The sequence below is a fragment of the Nostoc sp. FACHB-133 genome (assembly GCF_014698055.1).
Classification (GTDB): domain Bacteria; phylum Cyanobacteriota; class Cyanobacteriia; order Cyanobacteriales; family Nostocaceae; genus Nostoc.
The window spans coordinates 1-16,040 of record NZ_JACJSH010000031.1 but is presented as its reverse complement, the minus strand read 5'-3'; the positions used below and the strand labels follow the sequence as shown (position 1 = coordinate 16,040).

The 16,040-nt window shown below is 40.5% G+C and carries 12 protein-coding genes; 9 read left to right on the top strand and 3 right to left on the bottom strand.

From position 1 onward, the window contains the following. The first annotated feature begins 373 nt into the window (after window positions 1-373). The 5 genes from H6G86_RS22980 (at window position 374) to H6G86_RS22960 (ending at window position 6,650) form a co-directional block, all read left to right on the top strand. The gene (locus H6G86_RS22980; RefSeq protein ID WP_190936251.1) at window positions 374-3,097 is read left to right on the top strand and encodes a CHAT domain-containing protein; all 2,724 of its coding nucleotides are present in this window, start codon (window positions 374-376) and stop codon (window positions 3,095-3,097) included. A 12-nt stretch (window positions 3,098-3,109) separates the two neighbouring features. Next, on the top strand, window positions 3,110-3,457 hold the full coding sequence (locus H6G86_RS22975) for a hypothetical protein (protein ID WP_190936250.1): 348 nt from the start codon (window positions 3,110-3,112) through the stop codon (window positions 3,455-3,457). Between the two features lie 17 nt (window positions 3,458-3,474). Further along, window positions 3,475-4,968, top strand: a complete 1,494-nt coding sequence (locus H6G86_RS22970; protein WP_190936249.1) for a hypothetical protein — start codon at window positions 3,475-3,477, stop codon at window positions 4,966-4,968. Window positions 4,969-5,040: 72 nt separating this feature from the next. Beyond that, a complete protein-coding gene (locus H6G86_RS22965; RefSeq protein ID WP_190936248.1) occupies window positions 5,041-5,967 on the top strand; it encodes a hypothetical protein in 927 nt (308 codons plus the stop codon). A gap of 134 nt (window positions 5,968-6,101) precedes the next feature. Then, window positions 6,102-6,650, top strand: a complete 549-nt coding sequence (locus H6G86_RS22960) for a L,D-transpeptidase (RefSeq protein ID WP_190936247.1) — start codon at window positions 6,102-6,104, stop codon at window positions 6,648-6,650. Window positions 6,651-6,781: 131 nt separating this feature from the next. On the opposite strand, the gene H6G86_RS22955 is transcribed toward H6G86_RS22960, so the two are convergent. Continuing rightward, the gene (locus H6G86_RS22955; protein ID WP_190936246.1) at window positions 6,782-7,387 is read right to left on the bottom strand and encodes a Uma2 family endonuclease; all 606 of its coding nucleotides are present in this window, start codon (window positions 7,385-7,387) and stop codon (window positions 6,782-6,784) included. Between the two features lie 29 nt (window positions 7,388-7,416). Further along, window positions 7,417-9,363, bottom strand: coding sequence for an APC family permease (locus H6G86_RS22950; RefSeq protein ID WP_190936245.1), 1,947 nt, complete (start codon window positions 9,361-9,363; stop codon window positions 7,417-7,419). 501 nt (window positions 9,364-9,864) lie between these two features. On the opposite strand from H6G86_RS22950, the gene H6G86_RS22945 reads away from it, so the two are divergent. The 3 genes from H6G86_RS22945 (at window position 9,865) to H6G86_RS22935 (ending at window position 12,122) form a co-directional block, all read left to right on the top strand. Then, window positions 9,865-10,215: a histidine triad nucleotide-binding protein gene (locus tag H6G86_RS22945; protein ID WP_012408957.1), complete on the top strand. Its 351-nt coding sequence runs from the start codon at window positions 9,865-9,867 to the stop codon at window positions 10,213-10,215. A 463-nt stretch (window positions 10,216-10,678) separates the two neighbouring features. Beyond that, complete coding sequence (locus tag H6G86_RS22940) at window positions 10,679-11,185, top strand: hypothetical protein (RefSeq protein WP_190936244.1); 507 nt, start codon at window positions 10,679-10,681, stop codon at window positions 11,183-11,185. 49 nt (window positions 11,186-11,234) lie between these two features. Beyond that, a complete protein-coding gene (locus H6G86_RS22935; protein ID WP_190936243.1) occupies window positions 11,235-12,122 on the top strand; it encodes a hypothetical protein in 888 nt (295 codons plus the stop codon). A 149-nt stretch (window positions 12,123-12,271) separates the two neighbouring features. Here H6G86_RS22935 and H6G86_RS22930 read toward each other — a convergent pair whose 3' ends face one another. Next, a complete protein-coding gene (locus H6G86_RS22930) occupies window positions 12,272-12,991 on the bottom strand; it encodes a hypothetical protein (protein WP_190936242.1) in 720 nt (239 codons plus the stop codon). 369 nt (window positions 12,992-13,360) lie between these two features. Between H6G86_RS22930 and H6G86_RS22925 the strand changes: the two genes are divergently transcribed. Continuing rightward, window positions 13,361-15,688: an FAD/NAD(P)-binding protein gene (locus H6G86_RS22925; RefSeq protein ID WP_242064924.1), complete on the top strand. Its 2,328-nt coding sequence runs from the start codon at window positions 13,361-13,363 to the stop codon at window positions 15,686-15,688. Window positions 15,689-16,040 lie beyond the last annotated feature (352 nt).

Here is a 16,040-nt window from a genome sequence, read left to right as displayed (position 1 = left end):
CTTGACCTCACATTTTGATAGGTTTAAAACCCAACATTTAGCTAGTGACAAAGTTGAGCTTATTTTCTAGGCTTAGTGTATCTACTTAGTTTTAATTTGTATAACTGTGAGGAGTGCAATCAAGATATTTAGATGGAGTGGCGATCACAGTCTTCATATAGTTAATTAAAAGAGTTAGGGCGTGTCATCAGTTAAGAGCCAAAAGCTTTATCAGATAAGGGATTGAGTCTCTTGGCATTTTTGTGACAAAGACTCCTGAAATCCTTGCCATGAGCCAATTTCATATTTAATTGATGACACACTCTAGTTTTAAGCATTACATATCATACTTAATTTTTACTAATTTGGGTGGCTATTTATTTAGGTAAAAAGCATGAGTTTGTTGGAACATATATTACAAAAAGTTTTAGAAAAAATTGCCTCAGTTATTGCTGTATTCAGTCAGCTATTCTTGTATTTTCCTTGTGGTAGTAAAGCCAGTAATATAGAAATAGCTATTGCCGGGTATAAACTTTTACAAGAAAAATTCTATACCCGTGAGGCTTTTCCCCAAGACTGGGCATGGATTCAAAATGAACTTGGTTGTGCCTACAATTGCCGGATAAGAGGTGAGACGGCGGAAAACCTGGAACTAGCAATTGAAGCTTTCAAATCAGCTTTGCCAATTTACATTGGTGGACGTTTTAGTAACGAATGGGCTAAGACACAAACTAATCTTGGCATTACTTACTGTTACCGCCTCAGAGGAGATAAGAATAATAATTTAGAAGCAGCAATTAAGGCTTTTGAATTAGCTTTGCAAGTTTACAGTTGCGAAGGTTTTCCTGAAAATTGGGCGTGGACTCAAAATCAAATTGGTTATGCTTATATGCAATTAAAAAAAGAAGATGTAAATAATGTAGAAAAAGCAATACAGGCTTTTGAATTAGCTTTGCAAGTTTACACTGTTGATAAATTTCCTAGCGATTGGGCTATAACTCAAAATAACCTTGCTAATACTTATCTTAAAAGACAACAAGGAAATAAGGAAGATAATTTAGAACAAGCAATTCATATTTTCAATTCAGTACTAAAAAAATTAATTAATAAACAATATCCCAGCCAATGGGCTAAAATCAAAAATAATCTTGGAATTGCTTATATTAAAAGAAAAAATGGATATAAAAAAGATAATTTAAAGTTGGCAGTTCAGGCTTTTGAATCAGCTTTACAAATCTATAATAGTGATGATTTCCCCCATGAGTGGGCAACAACTCAAGGTAATATTGGATATGCCTACCAAAATGCTGAAAACTACACTAAAGCTCATACAGCCTTTGCTGCTGCAATTAATATTGCAGAATCTCTCCGAGCAGAAATAATCTCTGGCTCTGGGATTGAAGCAGATAAACAAAAATTGGCTGAAGAATGGAATCCTTATTATCAAAACATAGTAGAAGTTTGTTTAGAACTAGCTCAAGATCAGCCTCAGTACTTTGCTGATGCTATGGAATATGCTGAACTTAGTAAGTCTCGCAACCTTGTTGAACTACTAGCAACCAAAAACTTATATCCCAAAGAAGACTTCTATGACAGACAAGGGAAACAAGAAGACTATGAAAGACATTGCAAAGAACTTGATGAATTGCGAAGAAAAAATTCAAGTAAACAACGGCAGAAAGAAAGCCAAGAAGAATTAAAATCATTGCGAAAGAAACGAGACAATCTTTTAAAAAACATTAATGACATAGACAAAACGTTTAAATTTACTCAGAAGGTTAATAAAATCTCTTTTAGCGAGATGCAAGCTTTAGTAAAAGAAGATACTGTACTCATTGAGTGGTATATTACTAATAGTAAAATTATTACTTTTATCGTTAATCATAATAAAGAGTCAGAAATAAAAAATATACCTTTTGTATTGACATCTTCATCCGAAGATTTAGACAGTTTAATCAGTTTGTGTAAACAATACCTCCAAGCTTACTATGCAACAGATAAAGAAAAGTGGCAAAGCAAACTGAATAGTCATTTTAGGGAATTAGCAAAGATTCTGCATATCGAGGAAATACTATCTCATATTCCTGAAACTTGTAATCGATTGATATTAGTCCCCCACCGCTTCTTACATTTGTTACCCCTACATGCTCTACCTTTATCCGAAGAACAAGATAAATGTCTTTTAGACCAATTTGAAGGTGGTGTGCGTTATGCTCCTAGTTGCCAACTGTTGCAATTAAGCCAAAGACTGCAACGTACTGAATTTAGCAATTTGTTCGCTGTTCAAAATCCCAAAAATGTTTTGGCTAGTCTGAAATATGCCAAATTAGAAGTTGACGTTATCCGCTCATTTTTTTCCTCTAATTATGTATTGCAAGAGAGAGATGCCAGCGAAGTTACCCTCAAGGTCAGTGAAAACCTGCCTTCATCTCATTGTTGCCACTTCTGTTGTCATGGTGAGTTTGACCTGAAATCTCCTTTAGAATCAGCACTACTATTAGCCGAACATGGGTCTGAAACACAAAAAGAAGATGGACGGCTTACCCTAGCCGAAATTTTTGGACTAACTCTTGATAAATGCCGCCTTGTCACTCTCTCAGGCTGCGAAACAGGAATGGTAGATCCTGATAGTATCAGTGATGAATACATTGGTCTACCTAGTAGCTTCTTATTTGCAGGCAGTCCCAGCATTGTCGCTAGTCTCTGGAAAGTGAATGATATTTCTACTGCCTTGTTGATGATCAAATTTTACGAAAACTTAATAGAACATTGGAATAAGTCTTCCGAACTAGAAGAAAGTGCTGTAGCCATTGCACTCAACAAAGCTCAGATATGGTTGCGGGATTTAACGAGAACGCGATTTAAGCAGTCGATTGAGCATTGGACTAAGCAGCCGATTGAGCAGTGGATTAAAAGTTTGTCCCTTAGCTATATAGATGAATTTAACCTACGAAGCTTTTTTTCAACGAGGACGGAATTAGAGCAATGGATTGAAAATTTATCCCTCAGGCGCACTGACAAATTCTATCTAGAACGCTCTCTTCTTCAGCATCAAGATGAAGAAAAACCATTTTGTCAGCCTTATCACTGGGCAGCATTCTGTGCTATTGGTCAATAAAGGAGTAAGCAAATGACTTCATCCATTCACGAACAAATTATCAAAGACTTAAATTACATCGCACAAAATAATCCTGAACTTTTTACAGACGAAGTTCGTGTATCTCTAGAGAATTTACTATCAACTTTACCTAATGATCTAAAAGATATTGAAGAAATATCAGATGCAATAGTTATTTGGGTAGAAGAATATCCTCAAATCCACAATACACTGATGAAACTGCCTATTAGTAGCTCTAGTGAACGGGGAGCAGGAGGGATTCCAACTCGGATTACACCGAAGGAAGCTAAAGGTTTGCTAGATAACATCGTCCGTCAAAGCAAATCATCTTCTCAAAGCAAAACCTCTTCCCAATTATAATTATTCCTACTTAAGAAATGAGCGAGACAACCTTAGCTCAGGGGCTATATAGCCCAAGTCTTACCCTCTATGCTTTCCATCTGCGTACTGACATTAGTCAGGGGCCAGAGCAAACTTCAGCAAAAGCTGATCAACTTTGGGAGCAGTTGGTAGAACTAGGAAATACTCTCCAGTTTCCTGCGCTACAAGACCTTAAACAAGAGCTAATCTGCTATCAAAACGGTCAATATCAGCCGAACTTAGAGAACCAATTAACGTTTAAACGGCAAAGCCTACTTCGCTCGAATCAAGATGAGTTAGAGTGCAATCCCATTGCACCAATAGGAAGTGCAGATATAAAACTCAGTTCATTCTGTCCATTTCGGCTTCATGACACCTATGCTGTAGACCTCACTTTTTCGTGTAATGGCGCTATTTTTCTAGAGGAACTAGAGCAACTTAATCCAAAAAAACTTTTGCTGCCTCAACACATTAAAGCATCTATAGGACAAACTTTACTTCTGTATGGCCAACCCCTACTGCCAGCTGATAATGAGCAGCTACAGAGGTTAGCAGATGATTGTGTTGCTCAACTTCTTGACAATCAAATTCAACTTTTTCTAACTGGTGAAGGTAAACTACTAGGCAACCAAATTTTTGTATATGAGACGCTGGAAATAGAACCATCCAAACGATGTCATATCTTGGTTTGGTTCATAAATCCAGACACTACTCCAACTGACGAACAACTAACTGAGGTGTCTGAGCAGTTACTGGAGTTACTTTGCGCCTACCACAAAATTTTATATGCCTATGACGAGTGTCAATGGTGTTTTTATGAAGCTGAAAAACTCTACAGCGAGCTAGAAGAAGATATCAAAGACTTTCAGATTATTGTTTCAAAATCTCGTCCTGATCGACTCAAAAAATTTAAGCAATTACTGGCTAAATTGCCTACAAAAGCAATTGAATACTCCAAACACCTACGGGATTTAGCAGATCATGAAACTACAATCGTAACCAATATAAAGAATTACGAATCTAGATTTAAGAAGCTGAGTGAATTAGGAGATGATAATTTATCTTTCTTAAAAGAGTTTATAGAACTAACTCACAATAAGTATAAAGCTCAAATCCAAGTTTATCGTCAGCATCTAGAACCTGGTGCTAAGTTATTTCAGCAGTTAATTGATACAGTTCAGGGTATGGTAGCAATTGACCGAGCTGAACTGGAAGCTGAAAAGGCAGAACTAGATCAAGCTAATGAAGCTAAAGCTCAAAAACGGGAACAACAACTAGAACGAGTGATCACTCTGGTAGGTACTGGCTTAGCTGTTAGCAGTATTTCTACTTCAGTCATGCCTAACCCTAGCGAGAAATATTTATCTATTTCCAAAGATAATATGGCTAGTAATTTTGCTTTAAGTTTTTTATTTGATGTGGTGTTTCATATACTAATAGGTGTGATTTTTGCAATTGTTATGGGTTTTGTTATTTATTTGCGTAATGCGAAGACTTTTGAGAATCAATGATTAGTTTTTCCTAATCAGGAAATTACTATCAATAGTAGTGAGTAGTTTTGTTGAAATCAATGCGGAGAAGTTATGTTGAAGTATAGCAGATATTTTTTAGGCGTAACCTTGTTTTGTATTAGTACAGTAACTGTGGTTTATGCATCACTTCCTATAGAATTGAGCCAAAATAAAGCTGATGTAGTTTATAGGATTAATGGAGAGGTAGATTTAAACAAAAAATCTGAAGAATTAGTATTAGGATATAAAATTAAAGACTCTTCAGATATTGCTTCTGCTCAGGCAGAGTTTGTAGAAAAGGGAGCTATGGGGCTTCGATATGTTTGGAATGCTTTATTCGATGTGAAAGCAGCTTCTCGGATAACAGCTAATCAATTAGCAGATTTCCCCACATATAGATACATGAAACAAGCTGAGGGTTGGCGTGAACCACTTGTTTCAGTAGCTAATAACGTAAGTCCCAATAACATAACTCCCAGTGTGTTTAACCAAAAAGCTCCTAATAATTTTGCTATTATTCCAGTCAGCTATGCTACATCTGCACAGTCCCAGCAAAAGCAAGAAATTGACCGTAATATGTTAAATTTATATATAGATATAAGAACAAAATTAACATACTTAGAAACATTATTTGATACGGTAGAAGCAATAAAAAAATCTGGAACATCTATAAACTGGGATCAAATACAAAAGGAATCTAGCAATCAGTTACAAAAAAATATTGATAAATTCTCTGAATCTGGAGAACTAGAAAAAGCATTTATAAGAAATATTCCTGAACCAAAATACCTTGCAGACCACGAGAAGCAATATGTAGATTTTGCTATAGTTCAGATTAAACAAGCTGGAAAGATAAAAGGACTTGAAACAAATGTAACCAGAGCCATGATGAACGAAATAGCAATGAACAAAACTACCAACAAACCAGGATGGGCTAAACAAATAGCTCTACAAGTACATGATGAGTTAAAAAGACAATCAGTACCTGCACTATGGTAAGATTCAGGATCTGTCAAAATTTTTATCTAAAGTTATCATTTAGGCAGTAAAAAATGATAACTTTAAAATCTAATCATAGATTTTTTGACAGCCCTCACTTTTTAAATTGAAGTGCAAAAACTGTATCATTCGGTATGTTTGTAAAAACAAAAATATTATTTTTGCTAACTATTATAGTATGTTTCACAGGAGGTTTTTTATCAGGATATTTAAAGAAATTATCATCTAATAAAGCAATTACGCAACAATCACAATCTCCACCTAAAATACCACCATCTAAAAATAATACTACTCACAAAATTAGTATTAGAGTCAAGCGTGGCGCACGCCAAGTTTATGTATATCAGGATAAACAAGTCTTAAAAAGTTTTCCTATTGCTATTGGTAAATCTGGTTGGGAAACCCCACTTGGCAATTACCAGGTTATTTATATGAAAAAAAACCCAATCTTTAAAAACTTCAAGACAGGTAATATTATCATGCCAGGTGCTAACAACCCATTAGGAAAGCGTGTGATTGTATTCAAAATATATAAAAAATCTCATCTAGCTTTTCATGGCACAAATCAGGACAAACTCATTGGTCAAGCTGTGTCTCATGGTTGTATTCGGATGCTCAATAAAGATGTAATCGCATTGTACGAATTGGTTAATATTGGAACTCCCATAAATGTTTTACCTTAGTGTAGGTAAGGGTTATTGCTGCATTTGGGTTAAACTTGTAACGCTCCTGATGTTTATGTCTTAGTTGAGGCGATCGCACTTCTCATGACAGGGTTAAAGCAGGCGATGTCTACGACGGGCTACACCTACACTTAACGAGGCAGAATGTCATCTAAGCGAAGTTGCAGACTAGGCAAAAGCGGTGAGTTAATTGATTGATTTAGCCGATATTTTTGTTGAGTATATGTGTCTTCAAGCAATCGACAGACAGTGAAAGTAGGTTGTTTAGGTTTACCAATAAATGCCACACCGCCCAATCCTCGATAATCCACAATCCAATATTCAGGAATGCCTAAGAGGGCATATTCCTCAACCTTGCGAGCATAGTCAGTTTCCCAGTTGCTGCTAACAACTTCAACCACCAGTTTAATGGATCGTCCCAGCGTAATTACAGGCTCTCGCTCCCAAAGAGGTTCACGGTTGAGAACGGTTTCATCGAGAACGACGATATCAGCACGACGAACTGTAGCTGCATCTGCAAAGGGGTAAATTAAACAAGTGCGAGGAATAAACCAAGGGAGTTGTTCTCCAACAAGATAGATACCAATTTGGGTTGCTAGTTTGCCACCCACTGTTTCGTGTGGCCCAGTGGGTTCCATGTCAATTAGTTCTCCATCAGCCAATTCATAGTGGAGATTATCTCGGTATTGGGAGAGAAAATCTTCCAATGTAAGGGTTTTTGCGGAAATATATGTCATTTTCCTCTTCAATCATTCAAGATGCTTACTCAACCCCCGACATGAACACCAGGTCGCCTCTGGGGATTCTTTTCGGCGCGACGGAGTACTTCACGGGTAACTACAGCAATATCGCCCTCTCCAAACAAGATAAAACGCAGTAAGTATTGTATGGGGTTGCCCTCAACCCATCCAAAGTAGGCATGGGGAATCTTACCTGTTTGGTCACGAATATACAGCAGCAAAGCCGCGATCGCATTGGGGACTGCTGCACTCTCAGCCCGCAAGATGCGATAATCACCAACTTGCACCCCTCTTACTTTGATGATATCCGCAAATTCTGAAGCATCTGATACCTGAATCTCTAGAAAAAGAATTGGATCGTTGGGCGGAATATGGTTATCCTCGCGTACCTCTTTCTCTTTCATAAAATACTCTAGGACATCACCCGTATTCAACCGATTTGCAATCAGTCGGATTGCTCCTTGGCTCTCTTCAGCAAGGAATTGGGCAGCAAGTTCGTCAACTTCGATCCGCTCTGCTCGCAGTTCCGTTGAACGCCAAACACGAGAAACCAACGAGGTAAAAATGATCGCACCAATGAAAAAACCAGCGATCCTAATCCCCTCTGGCCTTTCGATGATATTAACAATAGTGGTATATAAAAATAACAGTGTAATAGTAGCAAAAACCAGTCTTGCCCGCTTCTCTCTGTGACGGTGGGCTGATAAGGTGACTGCAAAGGCTGCTGAGGTAATTAATACAAGCACACCAGTTGCATAAGCCCCACCTTGCGCTTCCACATTTGCCCTGAAGATAATTGTGACAACAAATGCGATCGCAGTGTAGACTAACACCAAAGGTCGTGTTACTCGTGCCCAGTTGGGAGCCATACCATAGCGTGGTAGGTAGCGAGGCACAATATTCAGCAGCCCTGCCATTGCAGATGCACCTGCAAACCACAAAATGGAAATGGTACTTAGATCGTAAATTGTGCCAAAGGCATTGCCTAGATACAAATGTGCTAAATAAGCAAGAGCCCGTCCGTTAGCTTTGCCCCCAGATGCAAATTCTGCGACTGGAATCAGTAGAGTCGTTATAAAGCTAGTGGTGAGCAAAAAGAAGCTCATAATTAGAGCAGCACTGGTAAGCAACTTGCGTGTATTCCGAATCCGCCCTTTGGAATATTGGCGAGTGTCACTACTGTTACCTTTGACAAGGGGCATCACGGTTACGCCAGTCTCAAAGCCTGATAATCCCAGTGCTAGCTTGGGAAATATCAAAAGAGCTATACCGATTAAGATCAAAGGATTGGAATGGCGGGCAAAAAGTGCAGTCTGCCAGTTAGCGATCGCTCCTGGATGAGTTAAAATCTGGTACACACCGACGTTCACGACAATGAAGTTTAACAGCAGATAAACTGCCACCAAAACTACTGCAATCCCAATCGCTTCTCGGAAACCTCTCAAGAAAACTGCGCCTAGTAATGCAACTAATATTAGGGTGATTGCGATCGTCTGACCGTGAAACCAATCTGGGGTAAGGGGATTTTCGATGATATGGGCTGTAGCATCAGCAGCCGACAGCGTAATGGTAATAATAAAGTCGGTTGCCACAAAACCGAGTAAACATAGCACAAGTAATTTGCCTTGCCACCAAGGTAGCAAACGTTCTAACATTGCGATCGACCCTTCACCATGAGGGCTTTCGGCAGCAATCCGCCGATAGATTGGCAATGCTCCAAAGAGCGTCAGCAAAACTAGAATCAAGGTAGCGATAGGAGAAAGAGCGCCAGCCGCCAGTGCTGCAATCCCAGGTTGATAGCCAAGGGTGGAGAAATAATCTACACCAGTCAAGCACATTACCTGCCACCAAGGATGCTGGCGATGTGCTTCCTCCTTGCGGTAAGGCCCTTCCTTCTCTCGTCGATCTTCTTCAAGCAACCAGAGGATTAACTGACTGCCGAGCCGTTTTGTTGAAACAATTGATTTACTCATCAAATATGGTTGTTTTGCAAAAGTCCGGCTTTGTGATTTTTAAGCCTTCGTGGTTTATTAAAATTTTTAACTATAAATATATAGCACTATATATTGTAGGTTAAGCATCCTGTCCGATTTACAAAATATATAAGTTGTCTGGCGGATGAAGATCAAGTGTAGCTTCTGGTATTGGGAAAAATTAATATCGTATGCGGACATTTTGAAATTGAAGCTTTCGTACCCTTAGCATTTTTAATCTGCATCAGTTGTAAAAAAGGGTGCTAATGGATTTACGAATACCCAAGATAGAAATTATTGATGGGCTAGCCTCAGTGTAATTACGGCTTTTCATCGCCCAAATTGCTATATTCATACTCTTGTAAAGGTGATGTCTTTTTCTCTACTTAACGCTTAACGAGGCAAAATTTCATCTGAGCAAAGGTGGATACTGTACCAATACTTATCGGGTTTTGGGGAAAAAAACCTTTAAAATCTCTAGCAGATGATTAGGTAGATGGTATGAGTGAAACTACAGAAACGATTTTCAGCAAAATTATTCGTCGGGAAATTCCCGTTGATATTGTTTATGAGGATAATTTAGCCCTAGCCTTCAAAGACATCCACCCCCAAGCGCCTGTTCACATTCTCGTCATTCCTAAAAAACCCATTCCCACACTAGCTGATGCTGAATCTCAGGATCATGCTCTGTTGGGGCATCTTTTATTAACAGCCAAACGTGTTGCAGAAGAAGCTGGACTGAAAAACGGTTATCGAGTTGTGATCAATACTGGTGATGATGGTGGTCAGACTGTTTATCACTTACATTTGCATATTTTGGGAGGACGGCAATTAGACTGGCCCCCTGGTTGATCAAACTTGAATGCTTATCCATAAATCAAAGACACTCTCCTAAAAGGGCTAAAGTCTATACACAACTCTAAAAGACTTATCCCACTGCATTTAGATCCTCCTAAATCCACGCCACTTGCTCATGGGGGAAACCCGCTTGGCCCTAGTCTCTTCCAAAAGTCTACGGTGTATCCACAAGTCTTTTAAAGTTGTTCCACAGCTTTTAGATCCCACCTAGCCTTAAAAAGGGGGGAATAGGAGTCAAAGTCTCCTTTAAAAAGGGGGATTTAGGAGGATCTAACGTTGTTGTGTATCTCGTATAGAAATGCGTATACACCGTAGCCCGAAAGGGGGCATTTTTGTGTTGAGTTTATTGGTATGTTAAGCACTTAAGCAATAATTATCAAAAAGTAAATTTTACGAGTAATAATTGCTAGCAGCGCAGATAATTGCCTCAAAGCTCAAGTATAGGGAGAAGCCAAGAATGATTTTAAACCGTGGGCGTAGGGTGGTAGCTGCTTTATTGCTGTCAGTGGTACTACTGACAACAGCCTGTAGTCCAAAAGCACCTGGACGTTTTGACCAGGCGCAAAAAGAAAGCACTCAACAAAAAAACGTTGCGGTGGCTAAGAATGCAACTCAGGGTAGCGAGTTTAATAAACTTTTCCCTAGTGCAGGTGATGGCTACCAGCGTGTCTTTACCCAAGAGAAAAAAGGCTTTGCAGAAGCGAAGTTGAAAAAAGGTGGTAAAGATGTAGCATTGCTGTCTATTTCTGATACTACCAGCACACCTAGTACAGCAGCAAAGTTCTCGAAAAGCACCAAGAAAATTGGCGGTTATCCCGCAGTAGAAGTTGGTAAGACGCAAACTGCAATTTTGGTAGGTAAGTACCAAGTAAAAGCACTTTCCCGCGATTCGTCATTTACAGCTAGCGATCGCGCAGATTGGCTAGAGAAGTTTAATCTTAATGGTCTGGCTAAACTGAAATAAGCCGGATTGCCAACATTGAAGATAACAAAACCTAAGTAAGGAGATTTTTGTGAGCAAATCGATTGTTGATTTAGTCGATCAATTGCCAACCGGCGGTTTGACTATTTCTATGTTGAAGTCCCTCGATTTTGTTGCTCCTGGAGAGTGGCAAAATGTCGTAGGCTTTGTTAACACCATTAAAACCGTCACTGGCGAAGACGACGAAGATTTAATTCAACAAATTGGTGAAAGAGCGATTTATCTATTCAATGACAAATCCCAAGGATACCAAACAGCTTTGTGGTTATATCAAACCGTTGATGGTACAGATAAAGCCCTTGGTGCAGCCGCTTTAGCTAACAAAGTTGGCGAAAAAATTCCTTTATTGGGTTTTTTAAACTCTGTCACTCCCAAACCAGACAAAGCCCAAACCATCGATTTGACATTAAAGTTAGTGGCGGAGTTGGTAGCTTTCTGTCAAATTAACGGCATTCCTGGAGACAGCATTGGCGATTTTGTCGCCTCTTTAGGTGAGTATAGTGGTGAGTCACTCATCCGCATGGTGGCATTAGTTTGTGTTGATGGTTTAATACCTCTAGGCCCAGACTTCATCAGCAAAGCCATATCTGGGATTAATCAAACAAGTCCCAATGAGTTAGAACAGAACTCGACTTTCCAAAATATCAAAGATGTGATTCCAGGCAACAATGCTGGTAGTAAACTCAACTTTATCGGCGAAAGTTTTGACTCAGTTAAAGGTTGGATGAGTGGTATTGTCAGTGCGAATAATTTAACGCCACACAAGGTAGTCAGCAACTTACACAGTTTTGTCGATATTGCAGATGATAAGTTAGACTATCTGGCTGCATTCTTGGATGTATCTACAAATTATTATGAACACACTGGCACACAAACTTTAGCACGTCGCTTGATTGAACGGGCGGTGGCTGAGATTTAGGTTGATGGGGACTGGGGAATGGGCAGGGAGGAGGGGAGGCAGGGGGAGAATTCGTAACTCCTAACTCTTTACTCAGCACGGGCTAAACCTTAGCTATCCGCTAACGGAACTGTTTTGCCCAATGCCCCTTGCCCCATACCCCATAATCATTACGGTAAACGTAGATCGGATGCGATCGCATATAAGTAAGGTTGAAAAATAGCCAAATTTTCCAGTTGCTCAAACTTACCTGTCTGCGTACCTGGATCAAATGCAGTAGTAATTACGTAAAGTTTACTGCCATCAAAGGCAACATGACCGATATGTTGCTCTTTTACTCCACCTTGTTCCTTGAGTCCGGCGAAGCCATAGCGGATTCCCTGAAGTTTACCAATCGGTACTGGTTGCGGTGGGTAGGCTGAGAAAGTAATCTCTTTTCCATATTGACTCTGACGATCTTTCGCAAATGCAGCATAGTGGTCTGCAACCCAGGCCTTGAGTACTGGTAATACCTGGGTTTGGTATTGGGAACTTTGGTAGTCTACTTGGGAACCACTTGGAATACCGGCTGCTAAGAGTTTTTTTCGGAAATCCTCATTGTTTGTTAGTGGGTAAATGTTAATCTCAACTGTACCCAAACGTTTGCCTCTGGAAGAGACACACAACAGGGGTGCATTTCCCTCACAAGCGGCAACTTGCCAGTTAGTGGGAGCAGCAGTATTTCCCAGGATTTTCTGCCAGATATTACCCTCATTAGAGGCGGGAAGTTTTCCAACGGCAGGGGATTTTACCTCTTTGGGTGGAGAAAATTGGGGAAGAACAAATTTTGCTCCCAGTGGTATTGACACCAGCAAAATAGAACCTAGTAATAAATGATAAAGTCTTAACATTTTATTGATTATCCGGAGTCAAAGATGGCAGACTAACGATATCTACAATACGTTAAACAGGGGGAGGTCGCTTGTATTCCTCTATCTGTGTTTAGCTAACAGTTAGAGTCCGACGAAATTATTTTTTCTGGAAGTCTGCGCCTCCTTTTTTCTCTGCTTCAATTTCTTGACCTCAGACTTTTGTCAGTCAACCAGGCGTTAAATACCTGAAAGCAAGGTATTATTATAGAGAATAATACTAAGTAAAGTTAAGTAAAGTCTAATTATTTCATCTGAGTTGGAAATAAATACCTTTAATCTTAGTAAATAGACTTTATTCAATCGGCGGGATTATCGATTTTAAGTGAAATCGCCATGAACCCTAGTTTTTTGACTGATCAGACTTCAACCACGATCGCTATTGTTGGCGGAGGCTTTAGTGGTTCTCTAGTTGCTACCCACTTATTGAAAACTGCCAGCCAACCTCTCACCATTAAGCTGATTGAGCGCAGTCATCAAATGGGGAAGGGAATTGCCTACAGCACGAATACCAACTGTCATTTGCTGAATGTATCGGCCGGAAACATGAGTGCATTTCCTCACGATCCCGGACATCTGCTGCGTTGGCTTCAGTACAATCGCAACGAATTAGCGTCATTTTTTCCTGAAGAAGTCAATGCTAGTACCTTCATTCCCCGCAAGGTCTATGGTTTGTACATTCAGTCGATTTTGGCAGAAGCAGAAGCCACAGCACCTAGTGATGTACGACTAGAACGTTTGACTGATGAAGTCGTGGGGATACAGCCTGAAGAAAAAGGCACGAGCGTCTCTCTGCGTAGTGGTCGCTGTTTTGCCGCAGATAAAGTTGTGTTGGCGTTGGGAAACTCGCCTTCTACACCACCCGCAATCAAAAGCGCAGACAGCAATAATGAAAGTTATCTGCGGAATGCTTGGTCAGCCGATGCCCTAGCAGACCTCGATCTTGATGCGCCTGTGCTGCTAATTGGTACAGGACTAACGATGGTGGATATGGTTTTATCTCTGCACGATCGCCAACATCGGGGCAAAATTTATGCTATATCTCGACGAGGGTTATTTCCCCAAAAACATCAAGCAGCTAAACCTTATCCTAGCTTTTTGACCCCAGAGACTTCACCAAAAAGTGTGCGCGGCTGGTTACGGCGGCTGCGTTCCGAGGTGGAAGTTGCAGCTGCCCAAGGCTATGACTGGCGATCGGTAATTGATTCTCTGCGTCCCATAATTCAGAAAATTTGGCAAAAACTACCGACTGAGGAACAGCAGCGCTTTTTGCGTCACCTAACAGCCTATTGGGATGTGCATCGTCACCGTATTGCCCCCAAAGTGGCGGATGTTGTCACTGAAATGTTGGATTCTGGTCAACTTAACATTTCCGCCGGACGGATTCGGGAATATCAAGCTTTGCCGGATGGTGTGGCAGTGACTGTATGCCAGCGCAAAACCCATGCTAATACTGTCTTACACGTCCACCGTGTAGTGAATTGTACCGGGGTAGCAGCAGATTATCGCCGATCGCCTCACCCCCTAATTGCTGATTTGCGATCGCAAGGATTAATTCGCCCCAATGCCATCGGCTTAGGCTTAGATGCAGATCCCCACGGTGCTTTATATACGGCAGACAGTAATGTTTCGACGCTGCTTTATACCTTGGGCACTCCTCGCAAAGGCGACTTGTGGGAAACTGTCGCTGTTCCAGAATTACGGGTACAGGCGCAGGAATTATCTCAAGCGTTATTGCAGTCGCTGCCAGTACGTGTGCGTCCGATTCCCACGATACTTTCCTTAAATAAGGAGACAGGCGATGTCTACGACGGGTTACGCCTACGCAGCTCACAGATACCCCAGTCAAGCTTACTATTTCGTCAATTATTTGATCCTGAAACTAGTAGTTATACTTACCTGATTGCCGATCAACAGACAGGAGATGCTGTTCTAGTTGACCCTGTATTAGAGCAAGTTGACCGCGATTTGCAATCATTAGATGAATTAGGATTAAAGCTACGCTATTGTCTAGAAACTCATCTTCATGCCGATCACATCACAGGGGCAGGCAAACTTAGGCAACAAACAGGCTGTCAGGTGATCGTTCCCCAGAATCCTGCTGTCACGAAGGCTGATCGCTCTCTTGTCGGTGGCGAAATCATCGATGTGGGATCGGTAGCGATCGAAGCAATTTTCACACCAGGTCACAGTGCTAGTCACATAGCATATTTGGTAAACAAAACCCACTTATTAACTGGTGATGCCTTATTTATTCGTGGTTGTGGACGCACAGATTTTCAAGGTGGCGATCCTGGAACCCTATACGATGTGGTGACACAACGCTTATTCACCTTGCCAGATGATACCTTGGTATATCCCGCCCATGATTACAAAGGACGCACAGTTTCCACCATTGGCGAAGAAAAGCGTTTTAATCCTAGATTTAGCGATTCCTACGGAGCGCAGTGCGAACGCAGCCGTAGTCAATTCATTACAATCATGAATAATCTCAAATTGAGTTATCCCCAAAAAATGAATGCAACAGTACCGGCTAATGAATACTGTGGTGATTTTATCCCCCAAGATAGCTTAAACCCGGCCATGAGTCTGGCTACAGATGAAGAAAAGAAACAAATAGAAATCACAGTTATGACTAATACGGAAATCTACAATGATTACTTTGCTATGTATATCTAGAGCCGACAAGAGTTCTGTGAAGCTGGGATAAGGCTTTTTCAGCAGCTTGATGACTACAGGCTGTTGGTCAGTCTCTTTATATCCGCGATAAACCAGGGTTCTTGAACCATTGTAAAGTTGTTCGCTAATGTGATATCCCGCTCTTGGTTTCAGCTTTTAGTATTTCCCGACTAACTCCCGTAATTCTTAAAGAGGTATTTAGTAAATACCTCCTCTGTTGCTAACTTAAATTAAAAGCGCCCTCCCGAAGTGGGAGAGCGCTTTCTTATTTAGCTAATTGAGTTAATGCTTGAGAATTAACCGTTGATAGCAGGAGCAGAAAGAGCAACAGGAGCAGATTCAGCAGATGCCA

What these genes read in the sequence shown, in the direction of transcription:
- H6G86_RS22980 (WP_190936251.1), top strand. Translation starts at nt 374, where the DNA reads ATGAGTTTGTTGGAACATATATTACAAAAAGTTTTAGAAAAAATTGCC.
- H6G86_RS22975 (WP_190936250.1), top strand. Translation starts at nt 3,110, where the DNA reads ATGACTTCATCCATTCACGAACAAATTATCAAAGACTTAAATTACATC.
- H6G86_RS22970 (WP_190936249.1), top strand. Translation starts at nt 3,475, where the DNA reads ATGAGCGAGACAACCTTAGCTCAGGGGCTATATAGCCCAAGTCTTACC.
- H6G86_RS22965 (WP_190936248.1), top strand. Translation starts at nt 5,041, where the DNA reads ATGTTGAAGTATAGCAGATATTTTTTAGGCGTAACCTTGTTTTGTATT.
- H6G86_RS22960 (WP_190936247.1), top strand. Translation starts at nt 6,102, where the DNA reads ATGTTTGTAAAAACAAAAATATTATTTTTGCTAACTATTATAGTATGT.
- H6G86_RS22955 (WP_190936246.1), bottom strand. Translation starts at nt 7,387, where the DNA reads ATGACATATATTTCCGCAAAAACCCTTACATTGGAAGATTTTCTCTCC.
- H6G86_RS22950 (WP_190936245.1), bottom strand. Translation starts at nt 9,363, where the DNA reads ATGAGTAAATCAATTGTTTCAACAAAACGGCTCGGCAGTCAGTTAATC.
- H6G86_RS22945 (WP_012408957.1), top strand. Translation starts at nt 9,865, where the DNA reads ATGAGTGAAACTACAGAAACGATTTTCAGCAAAATTATTCGTCGGGAA.
- H6G86_RS22940 (WP_190936244.1), top strand. Translation starts at nt 10,679, where the DNA reads ATGATTTTAAACCGTGGGCGTAGGGTGGTAGCTGCTTTATTGCTGTCA.
- H6G86_RS22930 (WP_190936242.1), bottom strand. Translation starts at nt 12,991, where the DNA reads ATGTTAAGACTTTATCATTTATTACTAGGTTCTATTTTGCTGGTGTCA.